Annotated in this window: 17 protein-coding genes and 1 pseudogene; 15 read left to right on the forward strand and 3 right to left on the reverse strand. The window is 61.4% G+C overall.

Translation table 11 applies throughout. The annotated features are described in order from the left end of the window. The first annotated feature begins 152 nt into the window (after window positions 1-152). The 7 genes from AC244_RS04155 (at window position 153) to AC244_RS04185 (ending at window position 6188) form a co-directional block, all read left to right on the forward strand. Complete coding sequence (locus AC244_RS04155; protein ID WP_053247495.1) at window positions 153-1241, forward strand: branched-chain amino acid ABC transporter substrate-binding protein; 1089 nt, start codon at window positions 153-155, stop codon at window positions 1239-1241. After that, window positions 1238-2245 carry a P1 family peptidase gene (locus AC244_RS04160; RefSeq protein WP_053247496.1) on the forward strand — a complete coding sequence of 336 codons (1008 nt, stop codon included), beginning with the start codon at window positions 1238-1240 and terminating at the stop codon, window positions 2243-2245. Before AC244_RS04155 ends, AC244_RS04160 begins: the two co-directional genes overlap by 4 nt. A 74-nt stretch (window positions 2246-2319) precedes the next feature. After that, a complete protein-coding gene (gene rpe, locus AC244_RS04165) occupies window positions 2320-2994 on the forward strand; it encodes a ribulose-phosphate 3-epimerase (protein ID WP_053247497.1) in 675 nt (224 codons plus the stop codon). Further along, complete coding sequence (locus tag AC244_RS04170) at window positions 2994-3737, forward strand: DUF2259 domain-containing protein (protein ID WP_053247498.1); 744 nt, start codon at window positions 2994-2996, stop codon at window positions 3735-3737. The genes rpe and AC244_RS04170 overlap by 1 nt, the downstream gene beginning before the upstream one ends. Further along, window positions 3734-4288: a hypothetical protein gene (locus AC244_RS04175; RefSeq protein WP_053247499.1), complete on the forward strand. Its 555-nt coding sequence runs from the start codon at window positions 3734-3736 to the stop codon at window positions 4286-4288. Before AC244_RS04170 ends, AC244_RS04175 begins: the two co-directional genes overlap by 4 nt. A 63-nt stretch (window positions 4289-4351) precedes the next feature. Beyond that, window positions 4352-5653 (forward strand): adenylosuccinate lyase, encoded by a 1302-nt coding sequence (gene purB, locus AC244_RS04180; RefSeq protein WP_053247500.1) that lies wholly within the window; start codon window positions 4352-4354, stop codon window positions 5651-5653. Between the two features lie 229 nt (window positions 5654-5882). Beyond that, window positions 5883-6188: a PilZ domain-containing protein gene (locus AC244_RS04185; protein ID WP_053247501.1), complete on the forward strand. Its 306-nt coding sequence runs from the start codon at window positions 5883-5885 to the stop codon at window positions 6186-6188. A gap of 59 nt (window positions 6189-6247) precedes the next feature. On the opposite strand, the gene AC244_RS04190 is transcribed toward AC244_RS04185, so the two are convergent. Then, complete coding sequence (locus tag AC244_RS04190) at window positions 6248-7063, reverse strand: DUF2189 domain-containing protein (protein WP_053247502.1); 816 nt, start codon at window positions 7061-7063, stop codon at window positions 6248-6250. A gap of 161 nt (window positions 7064-7224) precedes the next feature. On the opposite strand from AC244_RS04190, the gene AC244_RS04195 reads away from it, so the two are divergent. Next, complete coding sequence (locus AC244_RS04195) at window positions 7225-7779, forward strand: RBBP9/YdeN family alpha/beta hydrolase (protein ID WP_053247503.1); 555 nt, start codon at window positions 7225-7227, stop codon at window positions 7777-7779. 154 nt (window positions 7780-7933) lie between these two features. Further along, the gene (locus AC244_RS04200) at window positions 7934-10423 is read left to right on the forward strand and encodes an EAL domain-containing protein (RefSeq protein WP_053247504.1); all 2490 of its coding nucleotides are present in this window, start codon (window positions 7934-7936) and stop codon (window positions 10421-10423) included. 59 nt (window positions 10424-10482) lie between these two features. Here the strand turns inward: AC244_RS04200 and AC244_RS04205 are convergent, their stop codons facing one another. Beyond that, on the reverse strand, window positions 10483-10797 hold the full coding sequence (locus tag AC244_RS04205; protein ID WP_053247505.1) for a DUF1476 domain-containing protein: 315 nt from the start codon (window positions 10795-10797) through the stop codon (window positions 10483-10485). Between the two features lie 335 nt (window positions 10798-11132). On the opposite strand from AC244_RS04205, the gene purC reads away from it, so the two are divergent. From purC to AC244_RS04225, 4 genes are all read left to right on the forward strand, one after another. Then, window positions 11133-11897 carry a phosphoribosylaminoimidazolesuccinocarboxamide synthase gene (gene purC, locus AC244_RS04210; protein WP_025427151.1) on the forward strand — a complete coding sequence of 255 codons (765 nt, stop codon included), beginning with the start codon at window positions 11133-11135 and terminating at the stop codon, window positions 11895-11897. A gap of 32 nt (window positions 11898-11929) precedes the next feature. Continuing rightward, the gene (gene purS, locus AC244_RS04215; protein ID WP_025427152.1) at window positions 11930-12172 is read left to right on the forward strand and encodes a phosphoribosylformylglycinamidine synthase subunit PurS; all 243 of its coding nucleotides are present in this window, start codon (window positions 11930-11932) and stop codon (window positions 12170-12172) included. Window positions 12173-12441: 269 nt separating this feature from the next. After that, entirely contained in the window at window positions 12442-13113 is a 672-nt protein-coding gene (purQ, locus tag AC244_RS04220; protein ID WP_053247681.1) for a phosphoribosylformylglycinamidine synthase subunit PurQ, read from the forward strand. Between the two features lie 55 nt (window positions 13114-13168). Continuing rightward, window positions 13169-13576 (forward strand): hypothetical protein, encoded by a 408-nt coding sequence (locus AC244_RS04225; protein ID WP_053247506.1) that lies wholly within the window; start codon window positions 13169-13171, stop codon window positions 13574-13576. A 146-nt stretch (window positions 13577-13722) separates the two neighbouring features. Here AC244_RS04225 and AC244_RS37915 read toward each other — a convergent pair whose 3' ends face one another. Continuing rightward, on the reverse strand, window positions 13723-14028 hold the full coding sequence (locus AC244_RS37915) for a DUF1127 domain-containing protein (RefSeq protein ID WP_053247507.1): 306 nt from the start codon (window positions 14026-14028) through the stop codon (window positions 13723-13725). A gap of 31 nt (window positions 14029-14059) precedes the next feature. On the opposite strand from AC244_RS37915, the gene AC244_RS04235 reads away from it, so the two are divergent. Together AC244_RS04235 and AC244_RS04240 are read left to right on the forward strand one after the other, a co-directional pair. Then, window positions 14060-15478, forward strand: coding sequence for a PLP-dependent aminotransferase family protein (locus AC244_RS04235; RefSeq protein WP_053247508.1), 1419 nt, complete (start codon window positions 14060-14062; stop codon window positions 15476-15478). A 90-nt stretch (window positions 15479-15568) separates the two neighbouring features. Continuing rightward, window positions 15569-16150, forward strand: a pseudogene (locus AC244_RS04240) (acyloxyacyl hydrolase). Window positions 16151-16281 lie beyond the last annotated feature (131 nt).

The raw sequence follows: 16281 nt of genomic DNA on the forward strand, positions 1-16281 counted from the left end.
GCCGGTTGCCACATCCTTAAAACATGCGGCCACTACAGCGCCGCGGATGATGAAGGTCATGCCAAGGAATGCTGTAGCATTTTTAGACTCGCTGCATAATCTCTCCTTGAAACCATTCCGACCTTGGGAATTATGCAGTAGCGGGGAATTGCATGCTTCGTTCGATCGTTTTGAGCCTCATCGTAGCGGGAATGGCGCAAGCTGCACCTGCCGCCGCTGCCGGCGTCAAGGTCGCTGTCGTTGCCCCCGTTGAAGGACCGTTCGCCCTGCTCGGCAAACAGATCATCGATGGCGCCACCTTCCAGGCGGGCGATCGCGGCAGCGAAATCGTCGTCATCCCCGAAACATGCGAATCGGCCGGCGCCGAAGCCTTGACCAAGGCGCTTCTGGCGGCCGGCGCCGAAGCGGCCATCGGCTTCCTCTGCACCGAGAGCCTCGACGCGACGCTGCCGGCGCTCGCCGAGGCCAACATACCGGCGGTAACGCTGAGCGTGCGTTCCGACATCCTGATGGAAGACGTGCTCAAGAAGAACTGGCCGCTGTTTCGCCTCGCCCCGAGCGGCAAGGCCGAATCGGCCGGCATCGTTGCCGCCATTACCGCGCGTTGGAAGGGTAAGCCGATCGCCTTGATCGACGACGGCACGATCCATAGCCGCGAGCTGGTCGAGAGCGTGCGCGCAGCGCTCGGCGAAATCGGGCTGACACCGGTCTTTACAGACACCTATCGCCCCGCCCAGGAGCAGCAGATCAGCCTCGTGCGGCGCCTCGTGAAGAGCGGCGCCACGAACGTCTTCACCGGTGGCGACCGGCAGGATACCGCCGTGATCGCGCGCGATGTGCAGGAGGAAGGCGCAAGCCTGACCTTGCTCGGCGGCGACACGTTGAATGCAGCCGACGTGACTGTGCCGCTGGCCGACGGTGTTCTGGCGCTGACATTGCCCGATGCGGCGCGGTCGCCTGAGGGCAAGCCGGTCGCCGACGCCATGCGGTCAGCCGGCATCGAGCCGGAAGGTTATGTGCTTCAGGCATTCGGCGCCATGTCTGTTCTGGAGCAGGCCAAGGATCAGGCTGATAAGGACGAAAAGCCGTTAGCGGAGGCGCTGCTCAAGGGGCCCTACCAGACGATCCTCGGCCCGATCGCTTTCAACACGGGGCACGAGCGCGCCGACAATCCCTATCGATTGATGCAATGGCAGGCGGGCCGCTTCGTCCCCGTTGCCGACGCCGCCGGAGCGCAATGATGCTAGCTGGGCCACGTAACCTGATCACGGATGTCGCCGGCCTTTCCGTCGGCAATGCCGAAGACCATCGCTTGAAATCGGGTGTCACCGCAATCGTCTGCGATCCGCCGGCAACGGCCGCCGTCCAGGTGCTCGGCGGTGCTCCCGGCGCGCGCGAAACGGATTTGCTCGAACCGCACAACACCGTGCAGACCGTCGATGCCATCATCCTGTCCGGTGGTTCGGCCTTTGGGCTGGACGCTGCATCCGGTGCGCAGGCAGCACTGAAGGAGATGGGACGCGGCTTTGCCATCGGGCCACACCGTGTGCCGATCGTGCCGGCTGCGATCCTGTTCGACCTGATCAACGGCGGCGACAAGGACTGGGGGCAGTTCCCCCCCTACCGCGAACTTGGCTACGAGGCTGTGCGCAAAGCGGATCTGAGCTTTTCGACGGGCTCGGCAGGCGCCGGCACCGGCGCCTTGACTGCCACCTTCAAGGGCGGCCTTGGCTCCGCCTCGGTCGTGCTGCCGAACGGGATCACCGTCGGCGCGCTCGTAGCCGTCAACGCACTCGGCTCAGCGACCGTCGGCGGCACCCGGCATTTCTGGGCTGCTCCCTTCGAGAAGCAGCAAGAGTTCGGTGGGCTCGGCCTGCCCCATCCCCTGCCGGCGGATGCATCCGATGTCCGCACGAAACTGGGCGCCAACCAGTCGGCAGCCGCCAACACCACGATCGCGGTGATCGCGACGGATGCGGTGTTGACCAAGGCCGAGGCCAAGCGCCTCGCGATCGCTGCGCATGATGGTTTCTCGCGGGCCCTGTGGCCGGCGCACACGCCGCTTGACGGTGACCTCATCTTCGCGCTTGCCACCGGCGCAAGCGGCAGGACGTTGGAGCTCCCGGATTTCCTCGATCTCGGCGCGGCTGCCGCGGCGACGATGGCGCGCGCGATCGCCCGCGGCGTCCACGACGCCACACCCGCCGAAAACGACCCATTGCCGTGCTGGTCCAGCCGCGGTTGAACCACGATTAGCACCGCGCATGTTGTTTGCGCGGCTGCGGAGTGCTATTGCGCGGGAAACAGCCGGAGCCTCTCATGACCCATCCCATTCGCATTGCACCGTCGATCCTGGCGGCCGATTTTTCGAAGCTCGGACAGGAAGTCCGTGACGTCGTGGATGCCGGCGCGGATTGGATCCATCTCGATGTCATGGACGGGCATTTCGTCCCCAACATCACGTTTGGCCCCGACGTGATCAAGTCGCTGCGCCGCTATACCGAGGCGACCTTCGATTGCCACCTGATGATCTCGCCCGCCGACGGGTTCCTTGAAGCTTTTGCCAAGGCCGGCTGCGATATCCTGACGGTTCACGCCGAAGCCGGGCCGCACCTTCACCGTTCGCTGCAGACCGTCAGGTCGCTCGGCAAGAAGGCCGGCGTCTCGCTCAATCCGGCAACACCGGAAAGCGCCATCGAATACGTGCTCGACACCGTGGATCTGGTACTGGTGATGACGGTCAACCCGGGCTTCGGCGGCCAGAAATTCATCGACGCGACGGCGGAAAAGATCCGCCGGATCAAGGCGATGATCGGCGATCGGCCGATCGAGATCGAAGTCGACGGCGGCATCGCGCCTGAAACGGCTGCAATTGCGGCCGGCGCCGGCGCAAACGTGCTCGTCGCCGGTTCGGCGATCTTCAAGGGCGGCTCGGTCGATGCCTATCGCTCCGCCATCCAGGCGATCCGCGCCCCGGCCGAAAAGGCCCGCTGATGATGGCGCGCCTGGCGACGTCTGGGCTGCTTCTCGGGGTGGCTGCGCTGATGGCGTCACAGGCATCGGCCGGTGACTATGCCGCATTCCAGCCGATCGGTTTTTCCTCCGACGGCAATGTCTTTGCCTTCGAGGAATACGGCGTCCAAGACGGTTCGGGTTTCCCTTATTCTACGATCTACGTCGTCGATACACGCAACGACAAGTTTCTGCCGGGCGCGCCGGTGCGCGCAGTCGGTCGCGAGGATGGCGCTCCTCTGCACCGGACGAGACACGAGGCGCATCGCCGCGCCGCGCCCTTGATCGATGCCTACAGGCTTGCCGATGCGCCGGGACTGCTTGCTGCCTACAATCCGATTACCGAAGCCAATGCGGCGCCCCTGGCTCTGACTTACGATTCCTTTGCTGCCAACGAAGCGTTCCGCGAGACCTACAGCCTGACGCTCGAGGAGAAGAACTTCGGACCGGGCGGGCTGTGCAAGGACTTCCTGAAGGAGGTCAAAGGCTTCCGCCTGTCGATGACGATGAAGGCCGGCAGGCCGGTAAGTGACGTGCTGCAGGACGACGCTCGTGTACCGGAAAGCCGCCGTTGCCCGACGGGTTATCGCATCGGCGGCGCGGTGACGCACATGAACGACGACGGCACGCAAACCCATGTCGTGATGGTGCTGGTCAAATCGCTCGGCTTCGAGGGCACGACCGACGGACGATGGATTGCGGTCCCGACCCGGATCGCAAAATGAACAACACGGGCGCCGGGGCAAAATCAGCTCATGCTTCTGCGCCGGCCCTGAAGCGCTCGCGATTCGTACGGGCGTTCCCGTCCGCGCCCGAACTTGTGTTGGGCGCGCCGGCCTGGGGACTGGTGACGGTCGCTTCCGCCTGGTTCGCGCTCTGGCTTCGCGAAGGCGCCTTAACCTTCAACCTGGCGGAATTGCTTGTGATGTATGGCCTGGGTGGCATGCTGGGCTGGCCGCCTGCTCTGTTCCTTGCGCGCTTCGCCACGCTTGGCCGTCCTGCCGAAACCCGGTTTGCGGCCTATCTCCTGTGCCTGTCGCTCGGCACGATTGCCGTGACCGCCATGCTGTTTGCGCTCGACTATCGGGTGTTTTACGCCCGCTGGCACGCCGATACCGGCACCCGGACCTGGCTCTACCAGTTCGCGTTTACCTCGCTTGTCGCCTTCTACCAGTTCCTCGTGCTGGGCATTCGGCTCTATCTTCCGGTCGGCGGTGCGGCACTTCTGGCCGTCAGCCTGTGGCTTGCGGGGGCTGAACGCCGTCAACAACGTTGAGCTTGCCGGGCATCTTTGCTAGAGGCACAGCCATCCTCCACTGATGACGAAAGCTGAGAGCCCATGATCCCCCGTTATTCCCGACCGGAAATGGTGGCCATCTGGTCGCCGGAAACCAAGTTCCGCATCTGGTTCGAGATCGAGGCCCATGCCTGCGATGCGCTGGCCGAAATCGGCGTGATCCCGAAAGATGCTGCAAAGACGATCTGGGAAAAGGGTGGCGCCGCCACGTTCGACGTCGATCGTATCGACGAAATCGAAGCCGTCACCAAGCACGATGTCATCGCGTTCCTGACGCATCTGGCAGAGTTCGTCGGCCCTGACAGCCGCTTCATCCACCAGGGCATGACGTCCTCCGACGTGCTCGACACCTGCTTCAACGTGCAGCTGGTACGCGCGACCGACCTTCTGCTGGCCGACATGGACAAGCTGCTGGAAGCGCTGAAGCGTCGCGCCTTCGAGCACAAGGATACGGTGACGATCGGCCGTTCGCACGGTATCCACGCAGAACCGACCACCTTCGGTGTCAAGCTGGCGCTGGCCTATGCCGAGTTCGATCGCTGCAAGCAGCGTCTTATCGCAGCCCGTGAGGAAGTTGCCACCTGCGCCATCTCCGGCGCCGTCGGCACCTTCGCCAATATCGACCCGCGCGTCGAGGAACACGTCGCCAAGGCGCTTGGGCTGAAGCCGGAGCCGGTCTCCACCCAGGTGATCCCGCGTGACCGCCACGCGATGTATTTCGCCACCCTTGGCGTCGTCGCCTCGTCGATCGAGCGCCTGGCCACCGAAATCCGCCACCTGCAGCGCACCGAAGTCCTCGAAGCGGAAGAATATTTCTCGCCGGGACAGAAGGGCTCGTCGGCCATGCCGCACAAGCGCAATCCGGTGCTGACCGAAAACCTCACGGGTCTTGCCCGCATGGTCCGCGCCTTTGCTATTCCGGCAATGGAAAACGTGGCGCTCTGGCACGAGCGCGATATCTCGCATTCCTCGGTCGAGCGCATGATCGGCCCGGATGCGACGGTGACGCTCGACTTCGCGCTTGCCCGCTTGACCGGCGTGATCGACAAGCTGCTCGTCTATCCCGACAACATGACCAAGAACATGAACAAGTTCCGCGGTCTCGTTCACTCGCAGCGCGTCCTGCTCGCCCTGACGCAGGCCGGCGTGTCGCGTGAGGATGCCTATCGCCTCGTCCAGCGCAACGCGATGAAGGTCTGGGAACAGGGCAAGGACTTCCTGGAGGAGTTGCTTGCCGATGCCGAGGTTCGTGCGGCCCTGTCGGAAGCTGACATCCGCGAAAAGTTCGATCTGGGTTACCACACCAAGCACGTCGACACGATCTTCAGCCGTGTCTTTGGCTAAGCATGTCGCGCAAAAGTGTGCGGCCGCTTTGCGGTAACGACATGCGCAAGAAATAAAGGCCGGGCGCGATAGCCGCCCGGTTCGTGCCAGAACGAAGCACGTTTCTGTTGTAACGCTCGATGATGCCCGCATTTGACGCAGTCTGGTCAAATGCGGGCATTTTTGTTAGCAAGGAATTCAATCATTGCGTGAGATGATCGAGCCTGATCAATTCAGATCGAGGGTTCACATGGCCTACAAGGACAGTGTTCAGCGTACGGCTGCGCGCACGCAGACGAAGATTACCGGGACGGTCACCTGCAAGACGGGCGCGAGCAACGGCATCGTCACGGATCTTTCCGCTGAAGGCATCTGCTTTCAGCTTTATTTCGACATCAACGCCCGCACCGGACAGGAAGTAACGATCCGCAGCGAAGAACTCGGATTTCTGACCGGAATGGTGCGCTGGTATCGCGGTGACAAGATCGGCATCAAGCTCAATCTGTCGTCCAACACCGCTGCCCAGATTTCGTCCTACTACAAGTATTTCAAGTAGTTCGAGCGATCATCGCAAGAAGAAACGGCCAGCCTGGCGAAGGCTGGCCGTTTTTGTCGTCATCGCCTGCGGCGGGGTGGACCCGGCTCAATCATCTTGCGATACATGTGCCACGTCGCGTGACCGAGGATAGGCATGATCACGGCGAGACCGACGAAGACCGGGATAGAGCCGATCAGCAGGCCAGCGGCAATGATAAATCCCCAGAAGGCGACCGGTATGGGATTGACGAGTGTTGCGCGGATCGACGTTTCGACCGCGGTCACGGCGCCGACGTCACGATCGATCAGCAACGGGAACGACACCACGCTGATCGACAGCACGATGACGGCGAAAACGAACCCCACGGCATTGCCGACCAAGATCAGGTTCCAGCCCTGTTCCGTGCCGACGATGCCATTCCAGAAGGCGGCAATCGATGCCGGCGGTTCGGCGCCGAACATCCTGACATAGAGAGCCTGTGCCACCAGCAGCCAGGCGATGAATATGAAGAACAGCATCGCCCCGACGGCCAGGATGGAGGGCAGCGCCGGAGAACGATGCAGGCGGAAGGCGTGAGGCCAGGACGTATCCATGCCGAGTTCGCGACGCCTGCTGATTTCATAAAGACCGATGGCCGCAACCGGTCCGACAAGGGCAAAGCCTGATGCTAGCGGGTAAAGCAGCGGTAGCATGTTGGCGCCTGCACTCCAGGTCATCAGCACGGCGCCGGCGATGGGATAAATCAAGCAGAGAAAAACATAGTGAGACGGCTTTTCGCGAAAGTCGCTGAACCCGAGGCGCAACGCATCCATCACGTCAGCTAGGCCGATCTTTCGTATGCCGGGATGGGCGACACTCGCGTCCGATCCCGACAGAACATGAAATGTTGTCATGGCTCACACTCCTCAACCACCACAGAGCGGCCCCGGACCAGCGACAACGGCAAAACTCGAGCCGCATCGACCGCGACCTGCATTGGCGAGTATACATAAAATGCAGGCTCTGTCGCCTACGCCTTGACTTCGACGAGTTTCGACGCCACATCGCGGCCATTATGAAACTTTCCGACGCCCATATCCTGATCGTTCCCGGCTACACCAATTCTGGTCCCGACCATTGGCAGTCCCGTTGGGAGAGAAAAATGTCCACGGCTCGCCGCGTGGAGCAGGCCGAATGGGCCAAGCCCGTGCGCGAGGATTGGGTGGCGCGCATGATCGAGGAGGTCAATGCCGCCGAAAAGCCGGTCGTAATCGTCGCTCACTCGCTCGGCGTTGCGACCGCGGTCCATGCCTTGCCTCACATCGAAAAGAAGATCGCCGGCGCCTTCCTGGTCGCCCCGCCGGATGTGGCCAATGCCGCGATCCGGCCGAAGCACCTGATGACTTTCGGGCCATATCCGCGCGATCCGCTGCCGTTCCCATCGCTCATGGTCGCAAGCCGCAACGATCCGTTCGGCTCCTATGAGCATGCCGACGAGATCGCCAAATCCTGGGGGTCCCTGCTGGTGGACGCCGGGGAATCCGGCCATCTCAACACCGAGTCCGGGCACGGCCCGTGGCCGGAAGGCACGATGGTCTTCGCGCAGTTTCTCAGCCGCCTGCAGCCCTGATCGCACTGCTAATAAGACGACTCGGCATTAATCCGAAGTTCATGGTCCGCGATCATCATCTGCCGGCAACAAATGCTGGATCGTGGGATACGTGACCGGACCGAAAGATCCCATCAACAACAAACGCCGTGCATCGGCGAAGCTAGACATTGTGATGCAATCGGCGCTGGACCAGCTGCCGGTCGGGGCGATCGTTGTCGACGAAACAGGGACGATCGTTTCGGCAAGCCCTTATGTCTGCGATCTTTTGCGCCTTCGGTCGTCTGAGTTGCTCAATCGGTTTCTCCATGACCTTGTTCATGCCGACGACCACCACCTGCTGTCGCCCAATGAGATGTCGCAACCTTCCGCATCCGCCCAAACGATCCGCTTGCATGGCGCTGCCGACACTGTTTCTCTGGTTTGTACCTCTTCTGCAATGGCGGACAACCGCTTGTTGCTGATGCTTCCGGTCGACCACCTCATCTGCGAGATTGCCGGACTTCGCAACGATGAAACGCGGTGGAAATATGCGCTTGAAAGTGCGCTCGAAGGCGTCTGGGATCACGATTTTTCGACCGGAAACCTCTTCTATTCCACCACGTGGAAGCGTCTGCGCGGCCTTCCTGACGACGCCGAGGTCGACGGCTCGCTCGATGCCTGGATCGAGAATGTGCATCCGGACGATCGTGCCCATGTGTTGGCTTCGATCGGCCGCCAGGATTCGGGCGAGGTCACCTACAACACGTTCCAGTATCGCGAACGCCATGCGGACGGACATTGGGTCTGGATCGAAAGCCGCGGCGCATCCGTCGCCTATGGAGAGGACGGCAAGCCCAGTCGCATCATCGGCACCGACACGGATATTACGCCGCGAAAGGAGGCCGAGACGCGGCTTGAGGAAATCTCGAGGCGTCTGCGGCTGGCGCTCGACGTCTCGAAGATCGGCGTGTTCGACCACAATCTCGAAACCCAGGAGACCCTTTGGGACGGACGCATTTTGAGCATCTATGGCCTTGATCCTGAGGCCGGCGCGCCGAGTGGCCGCAACTGGGAAGACATGCTGCATCCCGACGACCGGGAAATCGCTGTCGGGCGCGTCAACGATGGCGTCGCGGCGGGAGCCCCCTTCACCAATGCTTTTCGGATCATCCGCGCCGATGGAGAGATCAGGCACATTCGCGCCAACACGGCGTTCTATGTCGATCGCGATGGCACGCGTAAACTGATCGGTGCGAACTGGGACGTCACGGAAGACGTGGCGCTGCAGGAGGAATTGCGCAAGGCCAAGGCTTCAGCCGAGGCCCGCAACCGTGAACTTGAAGAAGCGCGCATCCGCATCGAATATAACGCGTTGCACGACTATCTGACGGACCTGCCGAATCGGCGCTACCTTGATCAGATCCTCGCCGATGATCCGACGCTCAATGCCATCCTCCACCTCGATCTCGATCGCTTCAAGCAGATCAACGACACGCTCGGGCATCAGGCCGGCGATGCGATGCTGACGCGTGCGGCCGCGATCCTGCAGTCTCATGCCGATCAGGACGACTTCATCGCCCGCATCGGCGGCGACGAATTCGTCATCCTTTGCCGTCGTGGCCGCAGCCTTGGCGAGCTGGGAGACCTCGCAGCGCGCATCGTCCATGCCTTCCGCCGCCCTATTCCCTATGACGGTCAGCTTTGCCGGCTGGGCGCCAGCATCGGCATCGCCTGGAGGGGCGAGAGCGACACCGATCCGAAGCAATTGCTAATGAACGCCGATATCGCACTCTATCGTGCCAAAAGTCTCGGCCGCGACCGCTTCGAGGTGTTTTCCGAGCAGATCCAGAACCAGATCCTCAGCGCCAAGCGCACCGGCGACGATATCCGGCAGGCGATCGAGGAAGGCCAGTTCGTGCCCTACTACCAGCCTCAGTTCGACGCCCGCTCGCTCGATCTCATCGGTGTAGAAACCCTGGTGCGATGGGACCATCCCGAACGCGGCATCCTCGCTCCGACACATTTCCTGAAGGTGGCCGAGGAGATCAACGCCCTGCCCGCGATCGACAGGAACATCGTCGAGATGGCCTATGCCGATTTTACCGCCTGGCGTCGTGCCGGTCTCACAGTCCCCAAGATCTCGGTCAACGTCTCTTCACGCAGACTGCGTGATCCGAGCCTGATCTCCGACCTTCGCGCGATGCGCATTCCGCCGGGGGTACTGTCTTTCGAGCTGCTGGAATCCATATTCCTCGACGATCTCGAAGATGAGATTGCCGAGACGATCGCGGCGCTCAACGGACTCGGCATCGAGATTGAAATCGACGACTTCGGCACTGGACACGCCTCGATCATCGGCCTGCTCAACCTCAATCCAGCTCGCCTGAAAATTGACCGGGCGCTGGTGGGGCCCATAACCGAAAGCGCCAAACAGGCAAAGCTCGTTCGCGCCATCATCGACATCGGCCACTCGCTCAACATCAAGGTGGTGGCAGAAGGGGTGGAGACGTGGGAGCACGCGGCGATGCTGAGAGATCTCGGTTGCGACATCCTGCAAGGCTACGCGCTGGCAAAGCCGATGAGCCGCCTCGATTTCGAACAGCGCATCAGAAGCGGCTGGAAACCGTCTCCGGGCGCCGAAACGGCGCCGGAAAAAGGACGTCGCTACAAGGCGGCCAAATAAAAACCGCCCGGCTTTTCAGCCGAGCGGCGATGTCATGGGGGCCGTATGGCTACCCGAAATTACTTGCTCTGGATCTGCTCGATCGCTTCGCCGAGAAGCTCAAGCATGCGCACACGGATCTGCTCTTCGCTCTGGGCAACGCCGGCAGCGTCGAAGTCTGCCTTGATCTTGCGCACGACGTCCTCGTGGCCGACCTCTTCGAAATCGGCTGCAACGACTTCCTTGGCATAGGCTTCGGCATCGGACTTGCCGAGCAAGCCGGCAGCCCAAAGGCCGAGCAGCTTGTTGCGGCGCGCCTCAGACTTGAACCTCAGTTCCTCGTCCAGCGCAAACTTCGCTTCGAAGGCCTTTTCGCGATCCTGCATCGTCGTCATCAATTGATCTCCCTTGAGAATTCCATGCCGGAAATAGTTATCGCCATAAACCAAACCAGTGGTCAAAGTGCAATGCGAAGTTTTCTTGTTTCGTGACTTTCATGGTACCTTAAACATGTCGCGCAAAAGTGCGCAGCGGTTTCGCGATAACGGCATGCGAAAAATCAAAGATCTGAAGCGCAAGGAGCGAATCCTGGAGATCGCAACGCGCTTTAGGTAAATCAGGGGAAGGGAAGATACGCCGATTGTGAAATGCGTTCTTTTCAGCTATGGACCCCGTGAGAAGACTCCACTAGCGCAACCCAAGAGCGCCAACAACCACAGAGACAATATCCATGAATCGTCGCCGCCGTATCTACGAGGGCAAGGCAAAGATCCTTTATGAGGGTCCCGAGCCGGGCACGCTGATCCAGTTTTTCAAGGACGACGCGACCGCCTTCAACAAGAAAAAGCATGACGTCATCGACGGCAAGGGTGTGCTGAACAACCGGATTTCCGAGTATATCTTCACGCATCTGAACCGCATCGGCATTCCGACGCACTTCATCCGCCGTCTCAACATGCGCGAGCAGTTGATCAAGGAAGTCGAAATCATTCCGCTCGAGATCGTCGTGCGCAACGTTGCCGCTGGCTCGCTGGCAAAGCGCCTCGGCATCGAAGAAGGCACTGTCCTTCCCCGCTCGATCATCGAATTCTACTACAAGGCCGATGCTTTGGACGACCCGATGGTCTCCGAAGAGCACATCACCGCCTTCGGCTGGGCAAGCCCGCAGGAACTCGATGACGTCATGGCGCTTGCCATCCGCATCAACGACTTCCTCACCGGTCTGTTCCTCGGCGTCGGCATCCAGCTCGTCGATTTCAAGATCGAGTGCGGCCGCCTGTTCGAAGGCGACATGATGCGCATCATCCTGGCGGACGAGATTTCGCCGGACAGCTGCCGTCTGTGGGACATCGAGACCAAGGAGAAGCTCGACAAAGACCGCTTCCGCCGTGATTTGGGCGGCCTGGTCGAGGCCTACCAGGAAGTGGCTCGCCGTCTCGGCATCATGAACGAGAACGAGCCCGTGCGCGGCACCGGCCCGGTTCTGGTCAAGTAGTTTCTGGTCAAGTTAGTTCGGGGAAAGTGAAAGTGATCAAGGCACGTGTAACCGTGACGCTGAAGAATGGCGTTCTCGATCCGCAGGGTAAGGCAATCGAAGGCGCGCTCGGCGCGCTCGGCTTCGACGGCATCGGTCAGGTCCGCCAGGGCAAGGTATTCGATCTTCAGATCGAGACCGGCGATAAGGCCAAGGCCGAGGCCGACCTCAAGGCGATGTGCGAAAAGCTGCTCGCCAACACGGTGATCGAAAACTACACCATCTCCCTCGCCTAACGGCGGCGGAGCGCCGCGGATGGCCGGATGTGACGGCTCGGGTGAACTGGAAATGACGATGAGGCCCATCTAGTACGGGCCCCTCTCATGCAGATCAGCCAAGCGACATCGAAGGGGCATTCTGTCCGCGGCTCGATGGTCTTAAAGTCGAGGGATGCGCAGTGCATCCAACATCGGCCCCGAGCGCACGGAACTGCGCTTCGGCCGCATCGGAAACCGCCTCGAATTGCATGAGCTTCAAGAGGCGCAGGCAGGGTTTGAACCGCACCATGAAGTCAGCCGTCGTCCAGCTTCCAGGCCTCAACCGCGATCGCGACATGATCGCTGCCCTTACAAAAATCTCCGGCAAGGCGCCCGTGACCGTCTGGCAGACGGAAACGGAGATCCCGGATGTCGACCTGATCGTCATCCCCGGCGGCTTCTCCTACGGCGACTATCTGCGCTGTGGCGCAATTGCGGCCCGCATGCCGGTCATGCAGGCGATCAAGGCGAAGGCCGAAAAGGGCGTCAAGGTTCTTGGCGTCTGCAACGGCTTCCAGATCCTGGTCGAGGCCGGTCTTCTGCCGGGCGCCTTGATGCGCAACGCTTCGCTGAAATTTGTCTGCCGTGAAGTCAAGCTGGAGGTCGTCAACGCCGACACCGACTTTACCCGCGCCTATTCCAAGGGGCAGATCATCCGCAGCCCGGTTGCACACCATGACGGCAACTATTTCGCTGACGCGGAGACCCTGAAGTCGATCGAAGGCAATGGCCAGGTCGTGTTCCGTTATGCCGAAGGCACCAATCCGAACGGCTCGATGGGCGATATTGCCGGCGTGATGAACGAGGCTGGCAACGTCCTCGGCATGATGCCGCATCCGGAAAACCTGATCGAAGCGGCTCACGGCGGCGCCGATGGTCGCGGCATCTTCGCTTCGGCTCTCGAAGTAATCGCTGCTTAACCGTCTCGCTGATAGAAGGCATTCGACCATCCCCTTAACGCAAGCGAGACCGTCGATGCCTTCAATTTTCACTGGACGCCTGACCGGCCCTGCTTGCGCGGCATTCGCCCTGACATTTCTGGCGTCCTGCCAATCGCCGCGCCCACCGGCGCCGACTGCAAATTCGGCTGCCCTGCCGACGATGGAGCGCGTTGCGCTTGGCGCCAACAGCTGCTGGTTCAAATCGGGCGATCCGGCCTTCAAGAACTACCGGCTCGCGCCCGAACTCAACTCTTTTTCCGGCCGCCCTCGCATCCTGATCGTGCCGCGCAAGTCGCCCGAAGCACGGCCGCTGGCCGTCGTTCAGGCGGAAGGCCAGCCGGCACGACTTCAGGCGTTCGGGCCGTTGTTGAGCGAACCGGTCGGCACCCGCATGAGCGCAGATATCCGCCGTTGGGCCGCAGGCGGCCAGGGCTGCAACTGATCAAGGCCGCGGTCGAGCGTTCAGACGCTGCGGGACTACCGCTCAGCGTTCGCTAAAGACGTCCGATCTCTAGGATCCACTTGCTGCGCGTGCGTTCCGGCGCATGTCGTTATCGCGAACCGTGGCACACGTTTACGCGATGCGCTTTAACGCCAGAACGGCACCGACGATTCACGCCGGGCATCCTTTTCGCAGACACCGATATCGCTCAGTTGCCAGTCGCTCATCTCTTCGAGAGCGATGCGACTGCGCCTTCTGGCGGCCAGGAAGCAATAGAGCCTCCAGAGGCGCTGCATTGCATTCTTGGCGCTCCCCGAGAATTCGACGTCAAACCCGACTTTGCGCCGCGCCCGAGGCGTCTTTTCCGGGGCAGTCGAGCAAATTGTATCAATTGTACTCATTGTGCGTTCCAATGCATCGATTGACATCATTGCATTGGTGATAATTGACATATTTCGCCCTGTAATCTAGATAATTGTCACTATGACAAGTTGGCTCCCAGACATTCAGCAGGGTCACGGTCCGCTTTATGCGCGGATTGCAGACCAGATCGAACAGGCAATCGGCGAAGGCGCCCTGCCCGTCGGCGCCAAATTGCCGCCGCAACGCAACCTCGCCTATGACATTGGTGTCACCATTGGCACCATTGGGCGCGCCTACAATATCGTGCGCGAACGCGGTCTTGTCAGCGGCGAGGTCGGGCGCGGAACCTATGTGCTCGATCACCAGGAAAGCCGCCCGCCGGAGCAGGCCGACCCGCTGACCACGTCCTTGGCCGGCACCCGGCCGCTGATTGCGCCCGCCGGAAAATTGCGCTTCGACAGCACCGCGGCACCGGATATCGGCCAGGGTCATGTCTTGAGCGAACTGCTGAGCGAGATCAGCCACGATCACCACGCAGACATTGCCAGCTACGCGCGCAATTTCCCGGATCATTGGTTCGAGGCCGGATGCCAATGGCTGGCACGCGGTGGCTTTCGTCCCTCGCCGGAAACGATCGTGCCGACGCTGGGTGCGCATGCTGCGGTTATCGCCGTAATCGCCGCCGTGACCTCGCCCGGCGATCGTATCGCCTTCGAGACGCTGACCTACTCCCAGGTCAGCCGCAGCGCCGGCCTGATCGGACGTCGCACGACGCTGATGGAATCGGATGAATTCGGACTGATCCCCGAGGACTTCGAGCGGGTTTGCGCGCAGCAGCATCCCAAGCTCGCCTTCCTGATGCCGAGCGCGCAAAACCCGACCGTTGCCGTCATGCCGCTTGCCCGGCGCCAGGCGATTGCCGATATCGCCCGCAAATACGGCGTCTGGCTGGTCGAAGACGATCTTTATGGTGCCATGACCGGCGATCCGACGCCGCCTTTGGCGGAGCTTGCGCCCGAGCGAACCTTTCTTGTCGGCGGCCTTTCAAAGTCCGTCGCCGCTGGCGTGCGCGGCGGCTGGGTTGCCTGCCCTCCCCATTTCAGCCAGCGCATCCGCATTGCCCACAAGATGGTCAGCGGCGGCCTGCCGTTCATCCTGGCGGAGCTTTGCGCGCGGCTTGTTCTCTCCGGTTCGGCCACCATTCTGCGAAGCAAGGGTATCGAAGAGATCCGGGCGCGCGTGGCGATGGCGCGCGAAGTGTTCGACGGTATCGAGTTCAGCTCGCATCCGAGCGTTCCTTTCCTCTGGATGAAGCTGCCGGAGCCTTGGCTTTCCGGAACGTTCAAGCAGGCCGCACTGCAGGAAGGCGTGCTCGTCGACGACGAGGACGAATTCAAGGCCGGCCGGGCGGACCGCGTCTTCCACCGCATCCGCATCGGCTTCTCCTCACCGGCCGACCGCGCCGAGGTGCGGCATGGTTTTCAGACGCTGAGGCGGCTGCTCGACAGCGGGCGAGCCGGCTACGATAGTTTCGACTGATAACCCGGATCCACGGGTGACTTTCGCGCAAGGCTGAGCATCATATGTTTTAGCAGTCTTGCGTAGATCGATTCGCTTCTGGGATTCGGCATGCCATCATTGCTTCTTCTTCGTCCGTCGCACTGCCTCGCAACATTGTCGCTTGTTCTCACTGGTGTGTTGCCGGCTGTTCCCGCTTTTGCCGGAAGCGGCATATTCGATGAGATGCGGTTCGGCGCGACCGCCTCGATCAACAACGGCGATAACCGCGAACACGGCGTTTTTCCCTCCGTTACCGTCTTCTTCGACCCGCTTGACGCAGACAGCGCCAAGGATCTTGGCGAGAAGCTGCTGCGGCCGCGCATTCATGCAGGCGCTGCCATCGCGACCTCGTCCGACGGTGCCAACGAAGTCTATGGCGGCTTGAGCTGGACCTTCGATGTGACGAAGCGGTTCTTCATCGTGCTTGGCGCCGGCGGAACGGTGCATGACGGCGAATTGCACGCTGACGGCACATCCGGGCCGAAGCGCGGCTGCCGCCTGCTCTTCCGCGAATATGCCGCGGCCGGCTTCAGATTCGACGAGCATTGGAACCTGTCGGCGACGGTGGAGCATGCCTCTCATGCCTAACTTTGCGATGGTCCCAACGATGGCTTGACCCGCGCCGGCCTCGCGCTCGGCTACAAGTTCTGATGCAATAGCTTTGCCGGGGCGCTCGGGCGCCTCGCAAAAGCGCTGTAACCGTTGTTGATCGCCCGTATTTTTCTGTCGCGCCGCGCCGCAGCATACGCTAAAGAAGCCGCAAAGCGCCCCCTGTGTCTGTT

The organism is Ensifer adhaerens, from assembly GCF_001270265.1.
Lineage (GTDB): Bacteria > Pseudomonadota > Alphaproteobacteria > Rhizobiales > Rhizobiaceae > Ensifer > Ensifer adhaerens_B.